General features: G+C 63.0%; 28 protein-coding genes and 1 pseudogene. 13 read left to right on the top strand and 16 right to left on the bottom strand.

Annotated elements, in window-relative coordinates; genetic code table 11:
- Window positions 1-157: 157 nt before the first annotated feature.
- Window positions 158-616 carry a redox-sensitive transcriptional activator SoxR gene (gene soxR / locus BI344_RS13510; protein WP_071113420.1) on the bottom strand — a complete coding sequence of 153 codons (459 nt, stop codon included), beginning with the start codon at window positions 614-616 and terminating at the stop codon, window positions 158-160.
- Window positions 617-692: 76 nt separating this feature from the next.
- Here soxR and BI344_RS24915 point away from each other — a divergent pair, with 76 nt between their 5' ends.
- Genes BI344_RS24915 through BI344_RS13500 form a run of 3 tightly spaced genes read left to right on the top strand, consistent with a single transcriptional unit; the run spans window position 693 to window position 1,691 of the window.
- Window positions 693-899 (top strand): flavodoxin family protein, encoded by a 207-nt coding sequence (locus BI344_RS24915; protein ID WP_206600397.1) that lies wholly within the window; start codon window positions 693-695, stop codon window positions 897-899.
- A 1-nt stretch (window position 900) separates the two neighbouring features.
- Complete coding sequence (locus tag BI344_RS24910; RefSeq protein ID WP_206600396.1) at window positions 901-1,275, top strand: flavodoxin family protein; 375 nt, start codon at window positions 901-903, stop codon at window positions 1,273-1,275.
- Window positions 1,272-1,691, top strand: coding sequence for a VOC family protein (locus BI344_RS13500; RefSeq protein WP_071113419.1), 420 nt, complete (start codon window positions 1,272-1,274; stop codon window positions 1,689-1,691). Before BI344_RS24910 ends, BI344_RS13500 begins: the two co-directional genes overlap by 4 nt.
- A 162-nt stretch (window positions 1,692-1,853) precedes the next feature.
- Here BI344_RS13500 and BI344_RS24025 read toward each other — a convergent pair whose 3' ends face one another.
- Window positions 1,854-2,186 (bottom strand): hypothetical protein, encoded by a 333-nt coding sequence (locus tag BI344_RS24025; RefSeq protein WP_139167025.1) that lies wholly within the window; start codon window positions 2,184-2,186, stop codon window positions 1,854-1,856.
- Window positions 2,187-2,459: 273 nt separating this feature from the next.
- Between BI344_RS24025 and BI344_RS13495 the strand changes: the two genes are divergently transcribed.
- From BI344_RS13495 to ampH, 4 genes are all read left to right on the top strand, one after another.
- Complete coding sequence (locus BI344_RS13495) at window positions 2,460-4,247, top strand: aminopeptidase P family protein (RefSeq protein WP_206600398.1); 1,788 nt, start codon at window positions 2,460-2,462, stop codon at window positions 4,245-4,247.
- 69 nt (window positions 4,248-4,316) lie between these two features.
- A complete protein-coding gene (locus BI344_RS13490) occupies window positions 4,317-5,222 on the top strand; it encodes a LysR family transcriptional regulator (protein WP_071113417.1) in 906 nt (301 codons plus the stop codon).
- 57 nt (window positions 5,223-5,279) lie between these two features.
- A complete protein-coding gene (locus BI344_RS13485) occupies window positions 5,280-5,582 on the top strand; it encodes a hypothetical protein (RefSeq protein ID WP_139167024.1) in 303 nt (100 codons plus the stop codon).
- A 378-nt stretch (window positions 5,583-5,960) separates the two neighbouring features.
- Window positions 5,961-7,289 (top strand): D-alanyl-D-alanine-carboxypeptidase/endopeptidase AmpH, encoded by a 1,329-nt coding sequence (ampH, locus tag BI344_RS13480; protein ID WP_083370214.1) that lies wholly within the window; start codon window positions 5,961-5,963, stop codon window positions 7,287-7,289.
- A gap of 1 nt (window position 7,290) precedes the next feature.
- Here ampH and BI344_RS13475 read toward each other — a convergent pair whose 3' ends face one another.
- The 3 genes from BI344_RS13475 to BI344_RS13465 are packed head-to-tail and all read right to left on the bottom strand — an operon-like array spanning window position 7,291 to window position 9,509.
- Window positions 7,291-8,265, bottom strand: a complete 975-nt coding sequence (locus BI344_RS13475; RefSeq protein WP_071113414.1) for a polysaccharide deacetylase family protein — start codon at window positions 8,263-8,265, stop codon at window positions 7,291-7,293.
- Between the two features lie 12 nt (window positions 8,266-8,277).
- The gene (locus BI344_RS13470; RefSeq protein WP_071113413.1) at window positions 8,278-8,985 is read right to left on the bottom strand and encodes an SDR family oxidoreductase; all 708 of its coding nucleotides are present in this window, start codon (window positions 8,983-8,985) and stop codon (window positions 8,278-8,280) included.
- Window positions 8,982-9,509 (bottom strand): ester cyclase, encoded by a 528-nt coding sequence (locus tag BI344_RS13465; RefSeq protein WP_071113412.1) that lies wholly within the window; start codon window positions 9,507-9,509, stop codon window positions 8,982-8,984. The genes BI344_RS13470 and BI344_RS13465 overlap by 4 nt, the downstream gene beginning before the upstream one ends.
- A 361-nt stretch (window positions 9,510-9,870) precedes the next feature.
- Here BI344_RS13465 and BI344_RS13460 point away from each other — a divergent pair, with 361 nt between their 5' ends.
- Window positions 9,871-10,239: a LecA/PA-IL family lectin gene (locus BI344_RS13460; protein WP_071113411.1), complete on the top strand. Its 369-nt coding sequence runs from the start codon at window positions 9,871-9,873 to the stop codon at window positions 10,237-10,239.
- A 280-nt stretch (window positions 10,240-10,519) separates the two neighbouring features.
- On the opposite strand, the gene BI344_RS13455 is transcribed toward BI344_RS13460, so the two are convergent.
- Window positions 10,520-10,705 carry a putative motility protein gene (locus tag BI344_RS13455; RefSeq protein WP_071113410.1) on the bottom strand — a complete coding sequence of 62 codons (186 nt, stop codon included), beginning with the start codon at window positions 10,703-10,705 and terminating at the stop codon, window positions 10,520-10,522.
- 125 nt (window positions 10,706-10,830) lie between these two features.
- Here BI344_RS13455 and trxB point away from each other — a divergent pair, with 125 nt between their 5' ends.
- From trxB to BI344_RS13435, 4 genes are all read left to right on the top strand, one after another.
- Window positions 10,831-11,784, top strand: coding sequence for a thioredoxin-disulfide reductase (trxB, locus tag BI344_RS13450; protein WP_071113409.1), 954 nt, complete (start codon window positions 10,831-10,833; stop codon window positions 11,782-11,784).
- A gap of 16 nt (window positions 11,785-11,800) precedes the next feature.
- Entirely contained in the window at window positions 11,801-12,436 is a 636-nt protein-coding gene (locus BI344_RS13445) for a Smr/MutS family protein (protein ID WP_071113408.1), read from the top strand.
- A gap of 77 nt (window positions 12,437-12,513) precedes the next feature.
- The gene (locus tag BI344_RS13440) at window positions 12,514-12,966 is read left to right on the top strand and encodes a peroxiredoxin (RefSeq protein WP_071113407.1); all 453 of its coding nucleotides are present in this window, start codon (window positions 12,514-12,516) and stop codon (window positions 12,964-12,966) included.
- Window positions 12,967-13,022: 56 nt separating this feature from the next.
- Window positions 13,023-14,426 (top strand): PhoH family protein, encoded by a 1,404-nt coding sequence (locus BI344_RS13435; RefSeq protein WP_071113406.1) that lies wholly within the window; start codon window positions 13,023-13,025, stop codon window positions 14,424-14,426.
- 285 nt (window positions 14,427-14,711) lie between these two features.
- On the opposite strand, the pseudogene BI344_RS13430 reads toward BI344_RS13435, so the two are convergent.
- From BI344_RS13430 to BI344_RS13410, 5 genes and pseudogenes are all read right to left on the bottom strand, one after another.
- Window positions 14,712-15,005: pseudogene (locus tag BI344_RS13430) on the bottom strand (type I secretion system permease/ATPase); the annotation flags it as partial.
- Window positions 15,006-15,098: 93 nt separating this feature from the next.
- Window positions 15,099-15,959 (bottom strand): methionyl-tRNA formyltransferase, encoded by an 861-nt coding sequence (locus BI344_RS13425; RefSeq protein WP_071113404.1) that lies wholly within the window; start codon window positions 15,957-15,959, stop codon window positions 15,099-15,101.
- Window positions 15,960-16,177: 218 nt separating this feature from the next.
- A complete protein-coding gene (locus BI344_RS13420; RefSeq protein WP_071113403.1) occupies window positions 16,178-16,393 on the bottom strand; it encodes a sigma factor-like helix-turn-helix DNA-binding protein in 216 nt (71 codons plus the stop codon).
- A gap of 302 nt (window positions 16,394-16,695) precedes the next feature.
- Window positions 16,696-18,363, bottom strand: a complete 1,668-nt coding sequence (locus BI344_RS13415; protein WP_071113402.1) for an ABC-F family ATP-binding cassette domain-containing protein — start codon at window positions 18,361-18,363, stop codon at window positions 16,696-16,698.
- A gap of 266 nt (window positions 18,364-18,629) precedes the next feature.
- Entirely contained in the window at window positions 18,630-19,118 is a 489-nt protein-coding gene (locus BI344_RS13410) for an Lrp/AsnC family transcriptional regulator (RefSeq protein ID WP_071113401.1), read from the bottom strand.
- 124 nt (window positions 19,119-19,242) lie between these two features.
- Between BI344_RS13410 and BI344_RS13405 the strand changes: the two genes are divergently transcribed.
- Complete coding sequence (locus BI344_RS13405; RefSeq protein ID WP_083370213.1) at window positions 19,243-19,860, top strand: LysE family translocator; 618 nt, start codon at window positions 19,243-19,245, stop codon at window positions 19,858-19,860.
- A gap of 528 nt (window positions 19,861-20,388) precedes the next feature.
- Here BI344_RS13405 and BI344_RS13400 read toward each other — a convergent pair.
- The 5 genes from BI344_RS13400 to BI344_RS13380 form a co-directional block, all read right to left on the bottom strand.
- Entirely contained in the window at window positions 20,389-21,240 is an 852-nt protein-coding gene (locus BI344_RS13400) for a 3-hydroxyacyl-CoA dehydrogenase family protein (protein ID WP_071113400.1), read from the bottom strand.
- Between the two features lie 45 nt (window positions 21,241-21,285).
- On the bottom strand, window positions 21,286-21,966 hold the full coding sequence (locus BI344_RS13395) for a GNAT family N-acetyltransferase (protein ID WP_206600395.1): 681 nt from the start codon (window positions 21,964-21,966) through the stop codon (window positions 21,286-21,288).
- A 61-nt stretch (window positions 21,967-22,027) separates the two neighbouring features.
- Window positions 22,028-22,852: a thioesterase II family protein gene (locus tag BI344_RS13390; RefSeq protein WP_083370212.1), complete on the bottom strand. Its 825-nt coding sequence runs from the start codon at window positions 22,850-22,852 to the stop codon at window positions 22,028-22,030.
- Window positions 22,845-23,945, bottom strand: a complete 1,101-nt coding sequence (locus BI344_RS13385; protein WP_071113398.1) for a cupin-like domain-containing protein — start codon at window positions 23,943-23,945, stop codon at window positions 22,845-22,847. Before BI344_RS13385 ends, BI344_RS13390 begins: the two co-directional genes overlap by 8 nt.
- A 13-nt stretch (window positions 23,946-23,958) precedes the next feature.
- Window positions 23,959-24,292 (bottom strand): condensation domain-containing protein (locus tag BI344_RS13380; protein WP_139167023.1); only part of this gene is annotated, 334 nt, incomplete at its 5' end.

Genomic DNA, 24,292 nt, shown 5'->3' with positions numbered 1-24,292 from the left:
GGCATTCCGTTTTTGATGTCAATTTTCCGACCGGCAGGCGTCTCCGGTTCGCATCATTACATGTGAATCCGCGGCTCAGACCAATCTGCGCGGCAATCTCATCCAAGTATGCCAGTTCCTGACGCCGCCAGGATGCCCGTTCACGCGGAATTCGCGCTCACGCCATATCTTCCGGCCCATTCCCCAGCAAAAACCGCGGGCCATCGCCGAAGCGCGCCGCGCCGTCACCCGGATTGTTCAACTTGCAGTTTTGCAAGGACAGACAACCGCAACCAATGCAACTGTCCAATTGATCGCGCAATTGGCACAAGGTATCGATCCGGGCCTGCAGCATCGGCCGCCAGGCTGAGGATATCCGCGCCCAATCCCCGGCAGTGGGGGTTCGCTGCTGCGGCAGGCCGGCCAAGGCCTCGCCGATCTCATTCAGGCTCAATCCCAGCGTCTGCGCAATACGGATGAAAGACACTCGCCGCAAGGCATCCTTGCGAAACCGCCTGGGTTGTCCCGCCTCGCCTACGCTGTGAATCAAGCCCCTGACCTCGTAAAACCGCAAGGCGCTGGCCGTCACGCCGGAGCGCCTGGCCAATGCGCCTATGCCTATCCAATCCACAGACATTTCCGCCCCTTGACTTAAAGTTAACTTTAACTTTTATGATAACGCCGCATCATAACATTCCATGCAGGTAAAAATAATGACACGCATCCTGATTGTTTATTTCTCCGCCGGCAACAGCACTCACGAACTGGCATGCGCGATTCAGGAAGGCGCGGCGGAGTGCGGCAGCGTCGAGCTGCTGCGCATCCAGCCAGAACATCTGGCCCATGGCCGCTACTCGTTGCAGGAACACGCGGATCGGCTGTCCTCCGCCGACGCCATCATTTTTGGCAGCCCCACCTAATATGGGCGGACCGGCGGCGCAGTTCAAAGCGTTTGCCGACGCCAGCAGCGATGGCTGGCAAGGCCAAGCCTGGACGGACAAGGTTGCCGCGGGATTCACCATAGGCGGCAACCTGAACGGCGACCAGCAGGGCACCCTGGCCTACTTCGCCACTCTAGCCTCCCAGCACAGCATGCTGTGGTGCGGCCTGAACATCCCCGGCGGCAAACATATCGACGACCTCAACCGGCTTGGCTGCCAACTGGGCCTGTGCGCGCACAACCCGAACGGCAAAGCCCACCCCGCCGATCTGGCCACCGCCCGCCATCTGGGCAGGCGCGTCGCCCGCATCGCCGACCGCCTGCGCCACTGCGCTCAAGAGGAAAACCGGCCATGACTCCCAGAATCATGCGGATAGATCACATCCATGTGTACGTGCGCAACCGCGACGCGGCCGAAGCCTGGTATGCCCGGGTGCTCGGTTTTGAGCGCATCCCGGAACTGGCGCTCTGGGATGCCGACGGCGGCCCGCTTACCCTGGCCAACCGCGAACGCACTGTGAAAGTGGCGCTGTTCGAACGCAACCATGCCGCCCCCCAGGCCTCGGTGGCGCTGGAGGCGAGCGCGGACGCCTTCCTCGCCTGGCGCAACCATCTGCATCGGGTACAAGGCCATTTGCCGGAGTTGGCCGACCACTCGGCATCGTGGTCCGTCTACTTTTCCGACCCGGATGACAATCGTTACGAAATCACCTGCAATGACTACAGCGCGCTTGCGCAGCGCCTGCATCAGACACCAAACAGCCCGCAATGAAAAAACCTCCTGCCGCGCTGGTCAGGAGGTTTGTTTCGCTTGCCGGCCGCCGGCCGGACGATTCGGCTCTCCAGAGAGCCGTCAAAGGGTATCGACTGTCACCGCGCGCTAGCGCCACATCTCAAACATGGCGTCCACGCAGGTCAGACGCGCCGGGTGCATCTAATGGGGAACGATGATGGGTGCGCCTTCCGGCGCCTGCTTCTTCTGATGCTTGGCCGCGCGCTTTTCCTTGGGCGACAACAACGGTTGTTTCTTGGCTTCCTTGGTGCTGTGTCTTGATTTACTCATGATCCGCTCCTTGGTGAGCATCGGTAAAGCCCGATACAAGCCACAGTATAGTCCGATTGCCGATGGATAAGCGGCCCACATGCCGGCATTTACACGACATGGCCGTTGACGGAAATCAACCGCCATGCCAATAGGAACATCCGGCAAAATATTGCAAACAAATAAAATGCCTTTATCATTGGCAAGCAGGTCGATAAAAACCATCCATTCAAACCCGGCAATGCGCCAAGCTCAGGAGTCCACCCGCATGAAACATTTTCTGTCCCACTTCGCCCACCTGTGCAATCTGGCCGGCCGCCCCGGACTGCGCCGCCTGAAACAGCGTTGATCCGACGCAAGACCCGACACGGCCGCGCAAGCGGACGAGGCATGGCAGCCATGAGCCATTCTCATCCTCTTGCGCGGTCGTTCCATTGCCAACAGAATGCATGCAATATTTCCTCCGGAGCCGGCATGAACACCCTCGCAATCCCGCAACTGGACACCATCCCGCAACGCATCGCCTCCTTGCGCGCCGCCATGGAAAAAGCCGGCGTCGACGCTTGTCTGGTGCCGTCGTCCGACCCGCACCTTTCGGAATACCTGCCCAAACGCTGGCAGGCGCGCCGCTGGCTGTCCGGCTTCACTGGGTCGATGGGCACGCTGATCGTCAGCGCCGACTTCGCCGGCGTCTGGGCCGACAGCCGCTACTGGGTGCAGGCGGAACAGGAGCTGGCCGGTACCGGCATCGCGTTGATGAAAATAGACACCGCCGCCAGCAGCCTGCATCTGCAGTGGCTGGCCGACACCCTGCAAACCGGCCAGACGCTGGCGGTGGACGGCGACGTGCTGGGCCTAGCCGCGGCCAAGGCGCTGCAAGCGGCGCTTGAGCCGCGCGGCATCCTGCTGCGCACCGACATCGACTTGATGGACGCCGTCGACCCTAAGCGCGCGCCGCTGCCCGATGCCGCCGTATACCAGCATGATGCCGCCTTCGCGCCGCAGAGCCGCGCAGACAAGCTCTCCCGGGTGCGCGAGGCCATCCGCCAGGCCGGCGCCGAGCGCCACTTCATTTCCACGCTGGACGACATCGCCTGGCTATTCAATCTGCGCGGCGCGGACGTCAACTACAATCCGGTCTTCATCAGCCATGCGCTGCTGGAGCAAGACCGCGCCACGCTGTTCGTCGCGCCGGGTAAAGTGGACGCCGCGCTGGCCGCCGCGCTGGCCGCGGACGGCGTGCAACTGGCCGACTACGCCTCGGCCAAGTCCGCGCTGCACGCGTTGCCGGCCGGCAGCAGCCTGCTGCTGGACCCGCGCCGCGTGACGCTGGGCCTGCGCCAGGCGGTGGCCGACGGCGTCAAGGTGATCGAGGCCATCAATCCCAGTACGCTGATGAAGTCGCAGAAAACCGCCGCCGAGGCCGCCCACGTGCGCCAGGCGATGGAGCAGGACGGCGCGGCGCTGGCCGAGTTCTTCGCCTGGTTCGAGGCCAACATCAACCAGAGCCGCATCACCGAGCTGACCATAGACGAACAGATCACCGCCGCGCGCGCGCGCCGCCCCGGCTTCGTCTCCCCCAGTTTCGCCACCATCGCCGGCTTCAACGCCAACGGCGCGCTGCCGCACTACCACGCCACGCCGGAATCGCACTCGGAAATCAAGGGCGACGGCCTGCTGCTGATAGACTCCGGCGGCCAGTACCTGGGCGGCACCACCGACATCACCCGCGTGCTGGCGGTGGGCACACCGTCGGCCGCGCAAAAGCGCGACTTCACCCTGGTGCTGAAAGGCACCATGGCGCTGTCCATGGCCCATTTCCCGCGCGGCACGCTGTCGCCTATGCTGGACGCGCTGGCGCGCGCGCCCTTGTGGCAGCACGACATCGACTTCGGCCACGGCACCGGCCACGGCGTCGGCTACTTCCTCAATGTGCACGAAGGCCCGCAAAGCATTTCGCGCGCCATGCCGGAAGCGCACATGGCGATGCAGGAAGGCATGATCACGTCGATAGAGCCAGGCGTGTACCGCGCGGGCCAATGGGGCGTGCGAATAGAGAACCTGGTGCTGAACGTGGCGTCGGACAACAACCAGTTCGGCGACTTCCTCAAGTTCGAGACGCTGACGCTGTGCCCGATAGACCGCCGCTGCATCGACCTCGCGCTGCTGACCCGGCCGGAGATTGACTGGCTCAACGGCTACCATGCCGAGGTGCGCGCCCGGCTGCTGCCGCTGCTGGACGGCGCCGCCCGCGACTGGCTGCTGGCCAATACCGAAACGCTGTAAACTGCGGCCCCGCCGCGCGCAGGCCATGCCCGTGGGCATGGCCTGCTTTGTTTTCCAGAAAGCCCACCCATGCCGTTTGACCGACTCAACGATCTGCGCCTGTTTCTGGACGCCGTTCAATTGGGCAGTTTTTCCGCCGCAGGCCGCAAGCATGGCCTGTCTCCCGCCGCCGCCAGCGCCTGCATCCAACGGATGGAGGCGGCGCTGAGCGTCCGCCTGTTCCAGCGCACCACCCGCCAGCTCAAGCTGACCGAAGCCGGAGAAACCTACCGCGCCTACTGCCGACAGGCGCTGGAACTGCTGGAGGAAGGCGAGCGCCGGCTGCAACAGGAACAACAGGCGCTGAGCGGCGTCATCCGGCTGTCCGCGCCGTCCGACCTCGGCCGCAACCTGCTGCTGGATTGCCTGGACCGTTTTGGCGCGGAACACCCAGGCGTATACTTTTCGCTATCGCTCAACGACACCCCCGCCGACCTGATAGGCGAGGACATAGACCTGGCGATACGCTACGGTAGGCCGGCCGATAGCAGCCTGGTGGCGCGCCAATTGGCCGCCAGCCGCCGCGTGGTCTGCGCCGCGCCGCCGCTGCTGCAGAAGCTGGGCGCGCCGGCGCATCCGCAAGACCTGGCCAGCCTGCCCACACTCACCCTCACCACCGGCCATGGTCCGATGAACGAGTGGCGCTACCGCGAGCGCGGCGAAACCAGGACATTGCGGCTGGAGCGAACCCGCCAGAGCAACGACGGAGAAGTGATACGCCGCTGGGCGCTGCAGGGCCACGGCTTCGCCTACAAGTCGCAGCTGGACATCGCGCAGGACCTGCAAGCCGGCCGGCTGGCGACGGTGCTGGACGACTACTTCACCGAACCGGCGCCGCTGCACCTGCTCTATCCCGGCCACCGGCTGCAACCGGCGCGGATACGCAGGCTGATAGACCATCTGTTGGAAACATTTGCCGGGACGCCGCGAAAATGACAAAGTCATTTACATGACGCCATCGCTTCTCGCCACAAGCAATCTGCTGCCGCTTTCATGACTGTCTGGATCGCCATGGCCATCGGAGGCCTCGCGTTCTCCGCGCTATGCCGCGACGCGAAATTGAAAAGAAAAGTCACTCGGGTCCTGATGGTCTCCACGCCATTGCTGCTCTGCCTGTTCGCTTGGAATCGGGGCGAGCAAGCGGGCGAATTCGCCTTCCTCCTCCCGTTTCTGATGCTGATCACCTTCCTCAACCTGCGCAACACCCGTTTCTGCGACGCCTGCGGCGCCACGCAATACAGCCGCGGCGTCTCCAGGCCGCGCCATTGCTCGCGATGCGGCGCCTCCCTGTCCTGAGCGCCGCGACCAGGCTTCACGACATTTCCACCAACAAGCCGGCCCCCTTCCAGTCGGGAAACCCCTCCGCCAGCCGCCGCGCGTCCAGGCCGCCACCGCCTGGACGGAAAGCGCGCAAAACGGCCCGCGGCAATAGGCGATGATTTCCAGTCCGGCCGTCAGTTCCGCCAGACGCCGACTCAGCGCCTCCAGCGGGATGTTGAGCGCTCCGGGCAGCTGTCCCTAGGCAAACTCATCCGCCCGGCCGTACGCCATACTAGCCCGGCCGTAAGGCTCTAGAGCCTCCCGCCGAAGCGGCGCAACGCGCCTGGCCTGTCAACCAGATAACCCGGCGCGGATTAAACAGTGTACGAAGCGGGTGCAGACTGAATAGAATGCATGCCAACCGACGATTCCAACCAGACTGCTTCTCAATACAGCCAGGACAGAACAAGAGTGAAAAACGTGTTTTTGCTGGGGCTGGGCCTTGCCGCCGCCCCAGCCTTCAGCCCTGCCGCGATGCTGGCGGAGCCGCAAACCGCAGAGCAGCAAGTAGACCGCTACGCCAGTCAGATCTTCAGAAACAGCCGGGCCGTAGGCATGGTGATGGTGGTGGTCAACAAGAAGGAAACCCTGCAACGCTTCTATGGCCAAACCCGCCCCGGCAACCGCCAGCAACCGGATGCCGATTCGCTGTTGCGCATTGCCAGCATCAGCAAGACCATGACCGGCGAAGTGCTGTCGTCGCTGGCGCTGGAAAACCGCGTCAAACTGGACGACCCGCTGCAGAAATACGCGCCGCAAGGCCTGGCGTTGCCGATGACCGGCCAGCCTATCACCCTGCTGAACCTGGCCACCCATACCAGCGGCTTCCCGCGCGAAATGCCGGGGATCAAACCGCAGGACACCCCGGTGTTCGTCTGGCCCGATCAGCAGCAACGCTGGAACTGGCTGGCCTCCAGCAAGGCCCGCTTCATCGCCGGCCAGAAGGCGCAATATTCCAACTTGGCGTTTGATTTTCTGGCCGACGCGCTGTCCGTCGCCACCGGACGGCCATACGCCGCCCTGCTGCGCGACAAAGTCACCGCGCCGCTGGGCATGAAGGACACCACCTTCACGCCCACTCCGGCGCAGTGCGCGCGCCTGCTGGAAGGCTTCGGCGCCAGCCCCTGCGTCAACACCGTGGCGGCCAGCGGCAGCGGCGGCATCTACTCCACGCCGCGCGACATGCAGCGCTGGCTGCAGGACCTGGTCTACCCGCAGAATCCGGCGCGCAAGCAACTGCGCGACCAGATGTTCCACATGTACTTCAAGCGTGACCAGCTGCGCAGCCTCAGAGGCATGGACGTCGCCGGCCAAGCTGATGAACTCGGCCTGGGCTGGATCAGAATGCAGGAAAAGCCGGATGCGCCGGAAATCATCCAGAAGACCGCCGGCGGCGGCGGCTTCATCGGCTACGTAGCCATCGCGCCCAAGCATGATGTGGCGGTATGGGTGGCGCTCACCCGCAGCGGCGGCACCCACTACCAGAATATGAGCGGCGGCGTAAACAAACTGGTGGCCGAGTTGAGCGGCTACCAGCCGGTGGCGATCCACAAACCGCTTGCCGTGCGCAAACCAGCCGTGGCTCGCAAGCAGGCGGTCGCCCGCAAGCCGGCCGTCCACGCGAAACCGGCCGCGCGCAAAGCGGCGGCCGGCCATAAGCCGCGCAAGAAGAAACCGAGCTAGCTCAGGACGCCGGCACGTTCGGCGCCTGCAGCGCGAAGCGGGCGATCTCGTCCTTGCGCATGAAGCGCACGCCGGCGCGGCCCTGCGCGTAGCGGATGAAATCCTCCAGTACCTTCACCCGCGCCGGACTGCCGGAAATGCGGTCGTGGGTGCTGATGGACATCATGCGGCGGCGCTGGCCGGCTTCCTGGTACAGCAGATCGAATTCGGCCTTCAGGTCCGACAGATACGCGTCGTTGCTCAGCGCCGGCGAATCGTAGCGGACGATGTCGTTGTTGCGCAGCGTGTAAGGCACCACCACGAAGGGCCTGCCGCTCACCTGAACCGTGAACGGCTCGTCGCGGCTGACGTTGTCGATGTGATAGACGAAGCCCAGCTCCTGCAGGATACCCAGCGTGTTGGGCGTGCCGCGCAGCCAGAAGGCGTTGAAGCCTGTCGGCCGGGTGCCGGTGGCGCGTTCTATGCTGGCGATGCTGGCGCGGTAGGCTGCGCGCTCCTGCTCCGGCGTCATCGAATACTGCGGCTCCCAGGTCTGGCCATGGCCGGCGGCCTCATGGCCACGCTCGACAATCTCCCTGGCCAGCTGCGGATTGCGGTCCACCGCCTGCCCCACCATGTGCGAAGTCACCTTCACTCCGGCGCGGTCCCATAAATCCAGCAGGCGCGGGATGCCCTCCTTCACGCCGTAGTCGTACCAGCTTTGCATCGGCAGGTCGGCGTATTTCGGGTCCAGCGGCGGAAACGGCCCGCTTGCGCCGCGCTCCGGCTGCGCGCCGGCTTCGAACTGCATGGAAACGGAAATCACCAGCCGGGTGTCGCCCGGCCAAAAACCCGTTTTGCCACCTTGAAGTTGCATCATGGCCTTGCTCCCTCCGCTCGCTGCCAGCGCGTCGCCGTGCGCCAGCAACAGACTGGCGCTGCCGGCCGAGGCGCCCGCCAGGAACCCGCGGCGGTTGATTGAAAATGTATCGCTCATCGCGGGATCTCCCTACAGCAATCCACCGCCGTCCACATCCAGCACCGCGCCGGTGAGAAAGGCGTTGCCCATCGCAAACAGATAGGCTTGCGCCAGATCCTGCGGCCGCCCCACCCGGCCCAACGGCAGGTCAGCCGCGATGCGCGCCATCGCCGCCTGGCGCTTTTCCGCGCCGGCCGGCCCCCACAACTCGGTATCCACCACGCCCGGGCTCACCACATTGACGCGGCGCGGCGCCAGTTCCTTGGCCAGATTCTTCGCCGCCGCCTCCAGCGCGGCGTTGACCGTGCTTTTGAGCAGACCGCCCGCGCCATACTTGCGCGACAGCAGGCCGGAAGTGAAAGTCACCGACGCGTCCGCCGCCAGATAAGGCCGCGCCTGCTGCACCGCCAACAAATTGCCGAACAGCTTCACGCCGAAGGTCTGCTCGAAGTCGGCCCGCGTGGCCTCCTCCAGCCTGGGCGAGCCCACCCGCGCGCCGGCGGTCAGCACCAAGTGGTCGATGCGGCCGATTTCGGCAAACGCCGCACTGAGGCTGGCGATATCCGTGACATCGGCGCGCAGCGCCTGCCAGGGGCCGGAAACCGCAAGCGAACGCCCCAGCACAAACACCAGGGCGCCCGCCGCCGCGGCCTCTTCCGCCACCGCACGGCCAATGCCGGAACCGCCGCCCAGCACCGCCACATTGCGTTGCCGCAAAAAATCCGCATCCAGGCTCATGGCTTCACCACTCCCAGTTGTTTGAGCAGAGTCAGATTGTCTTCCAGGTGCCAGTTTTCCGCGATGCGGCCACTCTTCACCCGGTACAGGTCAAAGGCCTGGAAATCCACTACCTGGCCCCCTCCTTGGACCTCGCCGAACTTGCCGGTGAAGTGTCCGGTGAAATGCAGGCGCAAGGACACCCGGTCACCGGCCTGCATCATATCGGCAACCTCCACCGTCAAATCCGGCACCGCTGCATGGAAGGCGCGCGAAGCCTGCAACGGACCGGCGGTGCCCTGCGGGCGGCCCGCCGGCAAAGTGCGGTCGATGAAATCCGGGTCCAGCGCCAGCTCGGCGTAATGCGGATCACCGGTATTCCAGAATGCCGCATAGCGCAACGCGGCCAGCTTCGCCGCGGCGGCGTCGCCGCCATTGCGATCGGCAAACACCCGCGCTGGTTGCGGCAAGGCCTCCGCGGCGGCAACATTGCCAGCCAGCAGCGCCAGCAGGCTAGTGGTCAAAAGATAGGGCAAACGGTTCATAGCGACTCCTCGTATCAGACAGCGCCGGCTACCTGCCGGGCACTTGGGAGGCGATTATTGACCCAGCCTAGAAATTTGATAATTGGGGTTAGAATTGGAGGATTTTATTGCTGAATTTGAAAGAAAGAATTTGAAGGGCGTGGACAGGCGGCGCATCCGCAAAACAGTGCCCCTATCCCAAAACCGCGCATGCATCATGTCCGACCCCATCAAAATGGGCAGTGGCGGCGGCATCCCCATTGAGCTTCAATTCAAGCGGCATGATCATTGGACTTCCGGGGGAGCCATCCAACCATGGAACTGGACTCCTCGGCATTGACATGCAAGCCTCATCAGACTTCACCTTTCTCGGAGGTAAATCATGGCTTGGACTGGCACCGTCGCCGCAAACAATCCCAATGGGCAACCCACAACCATCACCTACAATCCCGGCGATGTCATCACGATCGTCGCCTCGGGATGGGCCGGCTATGGCCCGCAACCCAACTGGGGGCCGCAAGGCGACAAGACCCACCCGAATCAAGGCCTGATATGCGGCGACGCCTACTGCGGCGCGCTGGTGATGAAAATTGGCGCCAGCGGCTTCATCCCGGTGAACACCGGCTTGTTCCGCTGGACCGCGCCGGCCAGCGCGCAAGGGCTGATCACCTTGTTTTATAACGATGTTCCGAACACCTACGGCAACAACTCCGGCTCGTTTACCGTAAGCATCGGCAAAGACGCGATCTAATCCGGTCAGGTCCGAAAAACAGAATAGCCCCCGTTCGCGGGGGCTTTTCGCATCCAACGGCAAGCAATCCAAACCGACCGCCAGCCCACATCCATCCACGGAGTCAAAGCTGGGCCTGAGGATATTCGCCACTCCAGGCATCGGCGACCCGGCCCACCGTAAAATGACGGCGGCCTCGCCTCCAGGCAAACCGCTTGCATAGCCGGCTAGCGCCGACAAAAAAGGCGACCCGAAGGCCGCCCTCTTTATCCGCCCCGCATTGCGCGGGGTGCGCTCAGGCTTATGCCCGGACGTCCACATTGCTACCCAGATGCGCCGGGTTGGACGCCTGGATCTGCTCCGACGACTGCTCGGCGCCCTGGATCAGCGTCGCCGCCGCCTGCGATTGCGCCTGCATCGCCTTTTTCAGCACCAGCGCCTGCGCATTGGTGCTGACATTCGCGCTTACTTGACTTAATGCGTCCATAACCCCACCTCCTGGATAGTATGCATTTCTGATCTGCAGTTTAGCCCCAAGCTGGCCTCGTAGCATAGCAAAACTGCTAGAATATGTGCCAACTCCCACCCTTTTGACGACAGGAAACACACATCATGACCGCAACCCGTCATCACCCCCTGCTGATTCTTGGCTCCGGCCCGGCCGGCTACACCGCCGCCGTCTACGCCGCGCGCGCCAACCTGAAGCCGGTGCTGATCACCGGCATGGCCCAAGGCGGCCAGCTGATGACCACCACCGACGTGGACAACTGGCCCGCCGATGCCGAAGGCGTGCAGGGTCCGGAACTGATGCAGCGCTTCCAGCAACACGCCGAGCGCTTCGGCACTGAAATCCTGTTCGACCACATCCACACCACCCATCTGCGCGAGAAGCCGATCCGCCTGGTGGGCGACGCCGGCGAGTACACCTGCGACGCGTTGATCATCGCCACCGGCGCCTCGGCCCAATACCTGGGCCTGCCTTCCGAAGAAGCCTTCTCCGGCAAGGGCGTATCGGCCTGCGCCACCTGCGACGGCTTCTTCTACCGCAATCAGGACGTGGCGGTGGTGGGCGGCGGCAATACCGCGGTCGAAGAAGCGCTGTACCTGGCCAATATCGCCAGGCACGTCACCGTGATCCACCGCCGCGACACTTTCCGCGCCGAGAAAATCCTGGTCGACAAACTGATGAGCCGCGTCGCCGAAGGCAAGATCAGCCTGAAGCTGAACGCCACACTGGATGAAGTGCTGGGCGACGACTCCGGCGTGACCGGCGTCCGCGTCAAACTGCAAAGCGGCGGCAGCGAAGACCTGGCGCTGACCGGCGTGTTCATCGCCATCGGCCACAAGCCCAACACCGACATCTTCAAGGGCCAGCTGGAAATGGATGGCACCGGCTACCTGATCACCAAGGGCGGCCGCGAAGGCAACGCTACCCTCACCAGCATCGACGGTGTATTCGCCGCCGGCGACGTGCAGGACCACATCTACCGCCAGGCCGTGACCAGCGCCGCTTCCGGTTGCCAGGCGGCCCTGGACGCCGAGCGTTACCTCGACAACCTGAAGTAAGCCCCGACCTCGCATCATGAAGACCTTCAAGGATTCCCTGAAGGGACTTCGCCAGACGCTGCGCCAGGCCGCCCCTCCTCCGGCGGCCAAGGCGCGGCCCGCCGCGCCCGAAGAACCGGATTTCAAGCAGTTGTTCCGCGACGTCAAACCGCTGAAGCCCGACGGCCGCCACCACCCCAAGTCCGCCAAACCCAGTCCGCGGCCGCGCAAGCCCAGCCAGGGACCGGCATTGAGCACGGCGGCCTGCCAGGAGTTGCTGCAGCATCAGGTCGGCTGGTTCGAACCCGTCGCCCAGTTGCAGCAGTTCGCCCGCCCCGGCATGCCCGCGGCCACGCTCAAGCGGCTGCGCCAGGGCTACTGGCCGCAAGCCGCCCAGCTGGACTTGCACGGCCTGGACCGTTATCAGGCGCAGGACGCGCTGGCGCTGTTCATCCACCGCGCCCGATCGCGCGGCCAGTGCGTGCGGGTGATACACGGCAAGGGCTTTGGCTCGCAAGGCGAACCTGTGCTGAAAAAGATGGTGCGCAGCTGGCTGCAACATCATCCGGACGTGCTGGCCTTTTGCGAGGCGGAGAGCGGCATGGGCGGCAGCGGATCGCTGCTGGTGCTGCTGCGCCGCCCCAGCCATGCGGACAACCATGGCGACGATTAAGGATGACGTGACAATCCCAACCGGAATCCGCTAAGCTCAAAGCATGGCGGACCCCTGCACACTACCAGGAGTTATGCATGACAGGCACAACCTGCCCAGACTTCACCCTGCCCGGCACCGCCGGCGCCGAGTTTCAGCTTTCCGCCAGCCGCAAACCGCTGGTGATCTACTTCTACCCCAAAGACAACACCCCCGGCTGCACCAACGAGAGCATGGATTTCCGCGACCTTCACGCCGAATTCTCCGCCGCCGGCGCGGAGATTGTCGGCATCTCGCGCGACAGCCTGAAATCCCACCACAACTTCAAGGAAAAGCTGGCTTTGCCGTTTGAACTGTTGTCGGATTCGGAAGAAACTGTCTGCAATATGTTTGGCGTCATCAAGATGAAAAACATGTACGGCAAACAGGTAAGAGGCATCGAGCGCAGCACCTTCGTAATAGACGCCCAGGGCAATGTGGCGCGCGAATGGCGTGGCGTGAAAGTGCCCGGACATGCCTCAGAGGTGCTGGGGTTCGTCAAGACGCTGTAGGCAGCACCCCGCCCGGCCAGCCGGCCGGGCAACAACATGAACAAGGGGACCACATCATGGCCGGCCGCAAAAAGACCACCACGTGCAAGCTGTTTGTTCTGGACACCAATGTACTGTTGCACGACCCCACCTGTCTGTACCGCTTCGAAGAGCACGATGTGTTCATCCCCATCATCACCCTGGAAGAACTGGACACCCACAAGAAGGGTATGTCCGAAGTGGCGCGCAACGCACGCCAGGCCAGCCGTTTTCTCGACGACATCATCAGCGGCCAGGAACTGAACATCGCCGACGGCATCCCGCTGAAGAACGCCAGCCGCGACGCCGCCAGCGGCAAGCTGATATTGCAGACTCAGGCCATCAACGGCTCCCTCCCCCCGTCGCTGCCGGTCGGCAAGGCCGACAACCAGATACTCGGCATCGTGATGGCGCTGAAGGACCACTATCCGAAGCGCGCCGTCATCCTGGTGTCCAAAGACATCAATATGCGCATCAAGGCCCGCGCGCTGGCCTTGGAGGCGGAGGACTACTTCAACGACAAGGTGCTGGAAGACACCGACCTGCTTTATACCGGCACCCGCGAGATCGATCAGGGCTTCTGGGAGCGCAACAGCAAGGACATTAAGTCCTGGCAGGAGCACGGCCGCAGCTACTATCAGCTCACCGGCCCGGACGTGGCCAATTTGTATGTCAACCAGCACCTGTGGCAGGAAGGAGAGAAACCGTTCCAGGCGCGGGTGCTCAAGCTGGAAGGCAAGAGCGCGGTGCTGGAGACGCTGAAGGACTTCAGCCACAGCAAGAACAACGTCTGGGGCATCACCGCCCGCAACCGCGAGCAAAACTTCGCGCTCAACATGCTGATGGACCCGAACGTGGACTTCATCACCCTGCTGGGCCAGGCCGGCACCGGCAAGACGCTGCTGACGCTGGCCGCCGGACTGGCGATGACGCTGGAACAGAAACTGTACTCGGAAATCATCATGACCCGCGTCACCGTGCCGGTGGGCGAGGACATCGGCTTTTTGCCGGGTACGGAAGAAGAAAAGATGGCGCCGTGGATGGGGGCGCTGGAGGACAATCTGGACGTGCTCAACAAGAGCGACGACGACGGCGGCGACTGGGGTCGCGCCGCCACCCGCGACCTGATCCGCAGCCGCATCAAGGTGAAGAGCCTCAACTTCATGCGCGGCCGCACCTTCCTCAACAAATACCTGATCATAGACGAGGCGCAAAACCTCACGCCCAAGCAGATGAAGACGCTGATCACCCGCGCCGGCCCCGGCACCAAGGTGGTATGCCTGGGCAACGTCAGCCAGATCGACACCCCCTACCTGACCGAGGGCAGCTCGGGCCTGACCTACGTCGTTGACCGCTTCAAGGGCTGGCAGCATTCCGCCCACATCACGCTGCAACGCGGCGAACGCTCGCGGCTGGCCGATCACGCCGGCGAAGTGCTGTAACCCCCATCAAACGACAACGGCGCCATCCCTGCGGGTGGCGCCGTTATTCATTCCGGCTGTCGGGACTGAGCAGCGCGGGTAGCGCCTGCCCCTACACGGCATGGCGGCAATGTAAAACAGCCCGGCCGGCTTGCACCGACAAGGCTGTCTGATCAGATCGCAATACCCATGGCCTGCTTATTTCCAGCGGAAGGTCACCGCCGGCTGCAGCGCAGCCTGGTAATCGGCGAACACCACATTGTTCACCATGGCACCGCGGGCGCGCTCCCAATCGAACCCGCCGTGAATATGGGCGCGCAAGACCGACAACGCGATATTGAACAGCGACAACAGCAGCAGGTCGGCGGCGATCACATCCAGCGTGTTGAAGACGCGGTTGACCAGCACCTTGTCCATCACCTTCAGGAAGAACAACGGCGTCACCCGCGCGAACAGTTGCAGCACGAAGAACACGCCCAGCACTTCCAACAGCAACTTGCGGTATTTGACGACGGCGGGAATAAACCAGGGGCAGTCGAATTTGGCCAGCGCTCCGCTGGCGGAGGCGCGCGAGGCAAGCATCAGCAGCCGGCCATCATAGCCCGCCCGGTTTCAGATCGTGGATCAGGACTTTATCGCCGTCGCGGCGGGCAATGATGAAACGCTCACTGGACGGAGCATCCGCAAATCGAGTCACCGCCGCTGCCTGCCGACAATCGCGTCCGGCCCGTACAGGCTCCACTCGCTGATCAGCAGCATGCCGTCGCAGGTGGCCACCAGCAGCTGTTCGGCCTGGGAATAGATCAAGCTACCCGGCGCGAAGCCGTGGCTCTCCACCCAGCCTTCGGCGCGGTGGATGAAGATGGTGATCTTGTTGATGGTGGCCGCGCATTCAAAATCGCCGAAAGCACGCAACTGGCGCAACAGATCGGCCAGCGGCCGGTTGAAGTCTAGCGTTCGGTCCTGATCGGTCCACAATGGCCAATAGCTGCCGCCCTCGCCTTGCGGCGCCGCCTCCCGCCACAACGGCTCGAAGTTGTTCGCCACCGCCCGGCTCAAGCGGTGCAGCGCCAGTTGTAGTTTGATGTCCAAGGTTTGATGGCTTTCCGTTTCCGACAGCGGAAAACGCTCCTGGGCCAACATGTCGCCGGTATCGAAATCCACCCCCACCTTGTGGCAGGTACAGGCCCATTCGCGATGGCCCTCCAGAATGGCGCGCACTTGCGGATACGGGCCGCGACCGATCGGCAACGGCGAAGGATGGAAATTGACCGCGTGCTTAAGATATGGCGTCCAGTCCGGGATGCGCCAGTTATAGCTGGCCACCAGCAAGGCCTCGCAGCCCTGCTCGGCCAGATCCTGCAGATCGCGCGGCTGCATCGGCGACAGCTGCAACGGCAGCTTTCTCTGCTCGGCAAAGGCGAGAGAAGCCTTGTGATGGTGCATCCGATGATCCACCGGCGTGCAGAACAGCTTCACCGGCTGCCAGCCTGCCTGCAGGAAAACGTCCAGCACAGGCTTGAAACGGTCGGAAAGGGTAATGGCAAAACGCATAGCATCCACTCATAGTCGCAGCGGGGCCAGTCCCGCTCCTCAGGCTTGTTTATACCAGCAGCCTCGCCTGCGCCAGGCGCGATGACACGCAAATTAACAGAAGCGCGTGGACGCCAACACAAGCCATCCTTCCCCACCAATCTCCCGCTTTTTTCGGCTCGACAAAAAGCCCGGAGAGGATGAACCACTCCGGGCCAATCGCTGCAATGAACGTCTATTCAACGCAGGGGCAGATGCCCCGCCAAAGTATTGACCTGTTTGATGGCGCGGCGAAAGCGCGCATGGGCCCGCGAGACCGTGGATTCGCTGATGTCCATCTGCTGCGCCGCGCAGTAGCCGGTCATGCCCTCCACTTCCATCAGCCATACCGCCTCACGCGGGCGCTTCTTCATGCCGATCAGGTCGGCCACCAAGTTGAAATCGTCAAGCTTCATCCATGTCTCCCCCATGCGGTCGCGCTTTCAGCCATGCCGGGCGCTGTGTGATGCAAAACATGCGGTTGTAAACTCAGCATAGATGCTTGCAAAAAAAATGCACGCACACCAGCCTCAGGAGCGGCGGAGGGAAGACGGCCGTTGCTCACCCGCACCGGGCCGGCGATGGTCTTTATCCGTTTTGACGCGCCAACGAGACAAAACCCAAACAGGCAGTGGCACCGCGATTACGCGGGCAGCACCGCCCTTTATGACTTTCAGGGCGCAAGCCCCGGTTATCCGGGGCGTGCCGCCACTGCCGCTTAGCGCTTGCCGGCCGCCTGTTCGCGCCGGCGCTTGGCCTCTTCCAGCAGGTAAACCTGGTAGTCGTCCAGATCGCCGTCAAAATCGCTGACCCCACCGCGCGACACCATCCAGAACTCGTCGCACACTGCGCGCAGCAGGGCCCGGTCGTGGCTGACCAGCATCACCGAGCCTTCAAACTCGTTCAGCGCCACACTCAGCGCCTCGCGCGTGGCCAGGTCCAGATGGTTGGTCGGCTCGTCCAGCAGCAGCAGATTGGGACGCAGCCAGACAATCATGCACAGCACCAGTCGCGCCTTCTCGCCGCCGCTCATGCTGCCCACCGCCTGCTTGACCATGTCTCCGCTGAAATTGAAGGTGCCCAGGAAATTGCGCAGGCCCTGCTCGCGGCAGTCGTTGGCCGGCGGGCGCAACTGCGCCGGCGTTTCGCGCGCCAATCGAAGCATGTGCTGCAGCGGGTCGTCTTCCGGCCGCAACACGTCCAGCTCCTGCTGCGAGAAGTAGCCGATATTCAAGCCCTTGCCGCGGATGATCTCGCCGCCGGTGGCCACCAGCGCCTCAGCCACCGTTTTGACCAGCGTGGACTTGCCCTGGCCGTTGGCGCCGAGTATGCCGATACGCTGGCCGGCCAGCACCGAGCGGTTGACGCCTTTGACAATCACGGTAGGCGGCGTGCCTGCTGCCGCATCTTCCGGCGCCGGATAGCCGAACGAGGCCTGCGACATGGTCAGCATCGGGTTGGGCAGACTGCTCGGCTCCTTGAATTCGAACTGGAATTCGGCATCGGCCAGCACCGGCGCGATCTTCTCCATCCGTTCCAGCGCCTTGACGCGGCTTTGCGCTTGTTTGGCCTTGCTGGCCTTGGCCTTGAAACGGTCGATGAACTTTTGCAGGTGCGCCATCTTTTCCTGCTGCTTGGCCTGCGCTGCCTGCTGCAGAATCATCTGCTCGGCGCGCATGTCTTCGAACTTGCTGTAGTTGCCGCCGTAACGCACCAGCTTGCCGTGGTCGATGTGCAGGGTGACATTGGTCACCGCGTCCAGGAATTCGCGGTCATGGCTGATCACCACCATGGTGCCGGCGTACTGCTTGAGCCAGGCCTCCAGCCAAACCAGCGCGTCCAAGTCGAGGTGGTTGGTCGGTTCGTCCAGCAGCAAGAGATCAGACGGACACATCAGCGCACGCGCCAGCTGCAAGCGCATGCGCCAGCCGCCGGAGAAGCTGTTCACAGGCTGCTGCAGCTCGGCCACGCTGAAGCCAAGGCCCAGAATCAGCGCCTGCGCCCGGGCGGGAGCGTCGTGCTCGCCGGCGTCATTCAGCGCGGTATAGGCATGCGCCATCCGCATGTAGTCTTCGCCGGCCTCGGCTTCGGCCACTTCGCGCCGCGCCGCCAGCAAGGTGGTATCGCCTTCCACCACAAACTCGGTGGCGGTCTGCGACGTCTCCGGCATGTCCTGCGCCACCTGCGCCATCCGCCACTGGCTGGGAATGGAGAAGTCGCCGCCGTCTTCGTGCAGGCTGCCGTTCAGCACCGCAAACAGCGAGGATTTGCCCGCGCCGTTGCGCCCTACCAGGCCGACTTTTTCGCTGGGATTGATGGTGACTGTCGCGCCGTCCAGCAAGACTTTGGTGCCGCGACGCAAAGCCACGTTTTTCAGAATGATCATTGGGAATAGCCGTGCTACAAAATTTTAGGGAGCGAGAAAATAACAGCCCGGCGACCACTTGCGTCCCGACGGAATGCCATGAATAAACAGCGCCTTCAGACAAAAGTCCAGGCCAAGCGGGGATTATACTCAGATGTAAGCTGCCAGAGGGGAAGCGGTTCCGCCACAGCCCGGGCGGCGGGATGATGCCACCCAGCTCACTCTGGACTATCCAGGTCATCAATGGGCGCCAATCTCGTCTCCAACGTCGGCATCCAGGACAACCGTCAGCGACCACCCGCTCCCACTGGCAGCCGGCCGGACATCTTCACTTCGCGTAGAGACAGGCTGGAACGGATCGACGACACACCGGGCAGTTCGCGCAGCACATCGCGCACGAAGACGCCAAACGCCTCCAGATCCTCGGCGACCACCTGCAGCAGGTAGTCGCACTCGCCGGTCAGGTTGTGGCAGGACAGCACCTCCGGAATCGCTTGCACCTGCTCCTCGAAGCGCAGCGGCGCATCGCCGGTATGGCTGCCGAAGCCGACTTGCACGAAGGCGAGAACCCCGTAGCCGAGCTTCTTGCGGTTCAGCACCGCCTGATACCCCTCAATATAGCCGTCGGCCTCCAGCCGTTTCAGCCGGCGCCAGCACGGCGTCTCGCTCAGCGCCACATGCTCGGCCAACTTCGCATTGGACAACCTCCCATCCTGCTGCAGCAAGGCCATCAGGGCACGGTCCACATTGTCCAGCTCAAATTTTGGAAGATTCATTTGCACAAGCCAAAAATAAGGAAAGAGTCTTTCCAAATCTAGCCCAATAGCGCAAGAGAAAGCAAAGCAATTTCACCCTGCCGGGAGCACACTAAGCGCATCGCCCCCTATGCCGGAGCCCGCCATGCTGCCCTTGTCTGCGCTGTCGCTGTATCTTGCCGCCCTGGTCGCCGTCTACGTATTGCCGGGGCCCGACATGGCCTTGGTGATGGCCACATCGGCGAGCCGCGGCGTCGGTACCGGCCTGTTGACCGCGCTCGGCATCGCCGCCGCTCGATTCCTGCATGTGATGATGTCGGGCTTGGGCCTGGCCGCCTTGATGTCCGCCCATCCCTTGCTGTTCGACACTGTGCGCTGGATCGGCGCGGGCTATCTGTTGTGGCTGGCGTGGAAGGTGATCCGCGCCAAGCCTGCGCCAGAAGACTCGCCGCAAGCGACCGAGTCTGGCCGCGCGGCGATCGCCCGCGGCTTCCTGACCAATTTGCTCAATCCCAAGGCATTGATGTTCTGCGCCCTGCTCCTGCCTCAGTTCGTGTCGCCGACGTACGGCGCTGTGCCGCCGCAGTTCGCGCTGCTCGCCGCCATCTTGGTCGCGGTCGGCTTATGCTTCGACACCGCTTACGCATTCGCCGCCGGCGGCCTCGCCCGCCGCCTGAAGGGGCGCCGCCCGATGGTAAAGCTGCAGAAGGGTTTGCTCGGCGGCGTGTTCGTGGCGATGGCCGGACGCCTGGTCTTTGGCTAATCGGCCATAGGAAGCCACTTGATGGCACCTGGCCTCGGCAGCCCACATCGATTTTTCAGCGCGGGCGCAAAAACAAAAAAAGCCTCGCCAGGCAAGGCGGCTTTCTCACTGGCGGCGCGTCCCTACAGCTGTAGTGAATCGCTTGCCAAAACAGCGGATAGCCATGCGCAAACTGTGCGATGGGCAGTACTGGCGGGATCGAGAAATGCCATGTGATCCGAATCGGGCAGTTCGGTAAATGTGACCGAGTCGCCAGTTGCAATGGCCGCCGCCGAATATGCTTTAGACATTTCAATCGAAACGGCATCGGAACCATGGATCACAAGCTGGGGCAGATTGAGAGGCAATAGCTTGAACGGGGTAGCGGCAGCATAATATTCAGGCCGCTCTTATGGCGTTGCGCCCAATAGCTCCACCACCGCGCCACGCCCAAGTCCCATTTTGGCAGCGCCTTGAAGGTCTGAAACCGAGTATGCATGCGCCAGCCATCTGGCCGGCGCATGCATCCTTTACTGCGACGGAAACCACTCAGTAGGTGTAAAAACCCTTGCCGGACTTACGGCCCAGATGGCCGGCGTCAACCATGCTCCTCATCAGCGGGCAGACCCGGTATTTCGAATCCTGGAATACCTGATAAAGCACGTCCAGCGAGTTCACCACCGTATCGACGCCGATCAGGTCCGCGGTTTCCAGCGGCCCCATCTTGTGGCCGAAACATTCCTTGAATATGGTGTCCACATCCGCCGGCAGGGCGATGCCGTCCTGGATGGAGAACGCCGCTTCATTCATGAACAGATGGGAGATTCGGTTGGAAACAAAGCCGGGGCCGTCCTTAACCACCACTGCCTTCTTGCCCAGCAGCGCCAGCATTTCCAGACAGCGGTCCCGGGTTTGCTCGGTGGTGTTGAGGCCCACAATCACCTCGACGGTATGCTTCATGTAAACCGGGTTCATGAAGTGCACGCCGATGACCTGCTCCGGTCTTTTGTGAAACGAACCCAGCTTGGTGATGGGAATGCAGGAGGTATTGGCCGCCAGCACCGCATGGGGAGCGATGAATCCGGCCATGCCCGCGTACAGCGCCTGTTTCAGCTCGATATTCTCCGGGATGTTCTCCACCACGAAATCGCAATCTGACACTGCCTGCAATTCGGTGGCCCAGGCGATATTTCCCAGAATGTCTTCCGGCTTCCGGCCCTTGGCCAGCGGGCTGAACAAGGGCGCGTAGCCGGCGGTTTCCGTCACCCGCGCCCGGCTCTGCTCGCAAGACTGCTCGTCCTTTTCGATCACCACCACATCCTGGCCCCGCAATGCGCAATCGAAAGCCAGGCTGGAACCGATATTGCCACCGCCAACCACTGCGACTTTAAGCTTTGACATAGATATTTCTTCCTTGCTGTATTGAGAAAATCGTTCCGCAATCATTCACTCGCCGGCATCGGGGGAAATCACTTCCCACTTGCCGAACAAGCTCAGTCCAGCCGCCTCGGCCAGCGCGGCGGAAGCTTGGTTATCCAGCTGGCAGCGGTATTGCGGTTCATAGCCCTGCTCGCAGGCGTGCCGGCTGATGGCGCGCACCACCTTGCGGGCATGGCCTTGGGCGCGGAACGGCAGCAGCGTCAACACGCCAAGGTCCGCGACGCGGGCGTTTTGCCAGGGATACATGCTGGCGGCGCAGACCAGCCGGCCCTGTTCGAGAGAGCCGAACACCGCCCAGTGGTCCAATTCCACATAGGCGTCGTCCAGGTCCTGCTCCGAGGCGGAGGACTGAAATCCGGCAAACGCCGCCTCGTCCTCAGCCGTCAGCCGGCGCACCACGCCCGCCGGCGTTTCCTGCCCCAGGGCGCGCTTGGCGGCCTCGGAAAAATAGAAAATGTAATCGGCGCCGTGCAGGACGATGCCCGCCTCCCGCAACGTCCCGCGCAGCAGCGGCTCGGACAGGCCTGACTGCCGATGCAGCCCCAGCCTATCGGCCAGCGCCGGAGTCATGACCGCCATGACGCTGCCGTCTGCGGTCTCCAGAACCATCAGCCTGCGGTCTTCGCTCAGCCCGGGGTTGACGGCGAGCGTGAACTTGCCGTTGCGGCACAGGACTTCGCCGCTCAAAAAGGTCGCCTGCCAGAAATCCGTAATCATCGGTGAAAATAAGGACATGCTTTTACTCGACTTAGTTGGAGCCAGCGAACGCGGGGGAAAAGCGCTCGGCCAAATTATCCAGGGAAGGAGGCGCGGAGGTCCGCTCCGCCAGCTCCCTGGCTCGTTCTTCAATCCATGGAATCACTTGCTCGCTGGCGAACAGGTAAAAATGCCCGCCAGTGAAAATCTCCTGCCCCACCGGCGCGCTAAACGCCCGGCGCCATCCCGACAGACGACAGACGGGAACCCGGCTGTCGCAGTCGCCTCCCGCCAGATGCGCGCGGACATCCAGCGCCGGCTTGGGCAACCGGCTTAGCCTCGCCAGCAGCGACAAGTCATTGCGCATGACCCCTATCACATATTTTTTCATCTCGGGGTCGGCCAACACCTCAGGCGGCGTGCCCTCGTACTGCTCCAGCAGGCGCACGATTTCCACATCGGACAAGTTTTCGCCGGGCCCCTCGCCCGGGACATCCGGATCGACAAAGCCGCGCGCGGAAAGAATCAGGCCCAGCCTCATCCGCGGCGATGCGCGCCGCAGCCGGTGCGCCAGTTGATAGGCAAGCTCCCCTCCCAGGCTGTGGCCGAACAGCAGCAGCGGCTTCTTCCGGCCCAATTCCTGCCGCTGGATCGCGGCGAGAATATCCGCCAGCGTTTGTTCGGCATCCGCTTGGAAAGGCTCCACGAAACGCCCTCCCCTGCCCGCCAACTCTAGGCAGAACACTTCGATCGATCCGGAAAGTTTTTGCGCCAGTTGCAGATAGGGGTAGCTGGAACCGCCCGCATGATGCAGGAACAGCAGTTGAACCGCGGCGTCCGGTCGGCGTTTCGCCGCGGTTAGAACGGAATCAGACAAGATGCAGCCCTCCGCTGGTTTCGACGCGCAACGGGCTGCCCCGGTAGATGCGCGCGAATTCCGGCACTGCGGCGATAGGCGCACCGGCGATCCAGCCGGGCCCGCGCTCGGCCTTGAACTGGAAATAATCCCGGTATTCCGGATTGGTGACAAAGTTGTAAGTCAGGGAAATGCTGGGCGACAAGGTGTGCACCTCGTGCGTCAACCCCTTGGGAATCAGCATGATTTCGCCCGGCGCCAGATCAAACCGCCAGATCCGGTCCGCCTGGCCTCGCGGCTCCGGCCCGGCGGCTGACGGCGCGGAAGTGGCTTGGCCATCGGCGGCGCTTCTGGCGGCATCCTCCAGCGAGGCGGAAAAAATCCAGCCCGCCTTCCTGCCCGCCACCTGGCACAACACCGCATTGCTGCGCATGCCGTCCACATGCAGGCGGGTGCAAGCACCTGGGGCGGAAAAATAAAGGCCCCAGTCCTGACACATTCGCTGGTTGGGGTGCAGCTCTCCCGCCTGCACCCAAGGAATCCGGTAGCCGCCTGCGGGCAGGAAATAAGGCCTGCGCCAGTGCTCCCGGAGGCGTTGAAACGCCAGAAAGCTGAAAGAGCGGGTGTTCACCAGATGGCCGAATCCCCAGGTGAACAGCAAGTGCTTGAAGAACGAATCATAGGTGTAGCGCAAGTAGTCCAGCTCCGCGCCTATTTGCCCCAGCTCCACAGCGGGCAGCGCAGCGATTTCGCGCAGATAGGCGCGCAGCTCCGCCCTGGCGCCGGGCCTGAATCCGGCATCCTGCAGTTGCACGGACATATCGCCGAACTCGCGGCAAAAGTAGTCGAAGCTCCAGATTTCCCGCGCCGGCCAGTCCCGTAGTCCGTCGCTGATGATTACCGGCTCGTTCCGCATCAGATAGCGTTCGCGGAACTCGGCGACGGAAATATCCACCACCCGCACCACATTGCGGTACTCGGCCGCCGCCAGCCGCGCCAGCGCGTCGCCATGCGCGGGCTGCGCGCCTCGTTTGCGGCGATAGATGCTCGCCTCCTCGAATGCCCACAGCCCGACGTCGCCCAGCGCATTCCATGTCTTACCGAAAAAACCCATTTCCCGCCCTTCCCTAGAAATCAAATTCCAGATCCACATCCTGCTCCGCCGCCTGCGCGCGCGGGTCCAGCTGGACACCGAGGCCCTGCAGCAGGTCGCGCACTTCCGCTTCCGGATCGGCAAGCACCTCGTCTATCAAGGCAAAGTAGTAGTCGAACACCGCCGCGATGGTCGCCTCGGCGAACAAGCGCTGGCGATACTGGATCGTGCAGTCGAAAGCCTCTGCGGTTTCGGACACTTCCATCACCAGATCGAACTTGGCGGTATTGGCCGCCAGTTCCAGCCGGGAGAAATCGCTTTCCCGCTCCGCCTCGTCGGCGCCGTTCAGGCTGAAGGGCAAATAGCCG

This window comes from Chromobacterium sphagni (genome assembly GCF_001855555.1).
Lineage (GTDB): Bacteria > Pseudomonadota > Gammaproteobacteria > Burkholderiales > Chromobacteriaceae > Chromobacterium > Chromobacterium sphagni.
The sequence above is the reverse complement of the archived record's forward strand: the minus strand, read 5'-3'. Positions and strand labels throughout refer to the sequence as shown.

Excerpts from the sequence above, each read along its gene's own strand:
- soxR (WP_071113420.1), bottom strand. The coding sequence starts at position 616 with ATGTCTGTGGATTGGATAGGCATAGGCGCATTGGCCAGGCGCTCCGGC.
- BI344_RS24915 (WP_206600397.1), top strand. The coding sequence starts at position 693 with ATGACACGCATCCTGATTGTTTATTTCTCCGCCGGCAACAGCACTCAC.
- BI344_RS24910 (WP_206600396.1), top strand. The coding sequence starts at position 901 with ATGGGCGGACCGGCGGCGCAGTTCAAAGCGTTTGCCGACGCCAGCAGC.
- BI344_RS13500 (WP_071113419.1), top strand. The coding sequence starts at position 1,272 with ATGACTCCCAGAATCATGCGGATAGATCACATCCATGTGTACGTGCGC.
- BI344_RS24025 (WP_139167025.1), bottom strand. The coding sequence starts at position 2,186 with ATGGTTTTTATCGACCTGCTTGCCAATGATAAAGGCATTTTATTTGTT.
- BI344_RS13490 (WP_071113417.1), top strand. The coding sequence starts at position 4,317 with ATGCCGTTTGACCGACTCAACGATCTGCGCCTGTTTCTGGACGCCGTT.
- BI344_RS13485 (WP_139167024.1), top strand. The coding sequence starts at position 5,280 with ATGACTGTCTGGATCGCCATGGCCATCGGAGGCCTCGCGTTCTCCGCG.
- ampH (WP_083370214.1), top strand. The coding sequence starts at position 5,961 with ATGCCAACCGACGATTCCAACCAGACTGCTTCTCAATACAGCCAGGAC.
- BI344_RS13475 (WP_071113414.1), bottom strand. The coding sequence starts at position 8,265 with ATGAGCGATACATTTTCAATCAACCGCCGCGGGTTCCTGGCGGGCGCC.
- BI344_RS13470 (WP_071113413.1), bottom strand. The coding sequence starts at position 8,985 with ATGAGCCTGGATGCGGATTTTTTGCGGCAACGCAATGTGGCGGTGCTG.
- BI344_RS13465 (WP_071113412.1), bottom strand. The coding sequence starts at position 9,509 with ATGAACCGTTTGCCCTATCTTTTGACCACTAGCCTGCTGGCGCTGCTG.
- BI344_RS13460 (WP_071113411.1), top strand. The coding sequence starts at position 9,871 with ATGGCTTGGACTGGCACCGTCGCCGCAAACAATCCCAATGGGCAACCC.
- BI344_RS13455 (WP_071113410.1), bottom strand. The coding sequence starts at position 10,705 with ATGGACGCATTAAGTCAAGTAAGCGCGAATGTCAGCACCAATGCGCAG.
- trxB (WP_071113409.1), top strand. The coding sequence starts at position 10,831 with ATGACCGCAACCCGTCATCACCCCCTGCTGATTCTTGGCTCCGGCCCG.
- BI344_RS13445 (WP_071113408.1), top strand. The coding sequence starts at position 11,801 with ATGAAGACCTTCAAGGATTCCCTGAAGGGACTTCGCCAGACGCTGCGC.
- BI344_RS13440 (WP_071113407.1), top strand. The coding sequence starts at position 12,514 with ATGACAGGCACAACCTGCCCAGACTTCACCCTGCCCGGCACCGCCGGC.
- BI344_RS13435 (WP_071113406.1), top strand. The coding sequence starts at position 13,023 with ATGGCCGGCCGCAAAAAGACCACCACGTGCAAGCTGTTTGTTCTGGAC.
- BI344_RS13425 (WP_071113404.1), bottom strand. The coding sequence starts at position 15,959 with ATGCGTTTTGCCATTACCCTTTCCGACCGTTTCAAGCCTGTGCTGGAC.
- BI344_RS13420 (WP_071113403.1), bottom strand. The coding sequence starts at position 16,393 with ATGAAGCTTGACGATTTCAACTTGGTGGCCGACCTGATCGGCATGAAG.
- BI344_RS13415 (WP_071113402.1), bottom strand. The coding sequence starts at position 18,363 with ATGATCATTCTGAAAAACGTGGCTTTGCGTCGCGGCACCAAAGTCTTG.
- BI344_RS13410 (WP_071113401.1), bottom strand. The coding sequence starts at position 19,118 with ATGAATCTTCCAAAATTTGAGCTGGACAATGTGGACCGTGCCCTGATG.
- BI344_RS13405 (WP_083370213.1), top strand. The coding sequence starts at position 19,243 with ATGCTGCCCTTGTCTGCGCTGTCGCTGTATCTTGCCGCCCTGGTCGCC.
- BI344_RS13400 (WP_071113400.1), bottom strand. The coding sequence starts at position 21,240 with ATGTCAAAGCTTAAAGTCGCAGTGGTTGGCGGTGGCAATATCGGTTCC.
- BI344_RS13385 (WP_071113398.1), bottom strand. The coding sequence starts at position 23,945 with ATGGGTTTTTTCGGTAAGACATGGAATGCGCTGGGCGACGTCGGGCTG.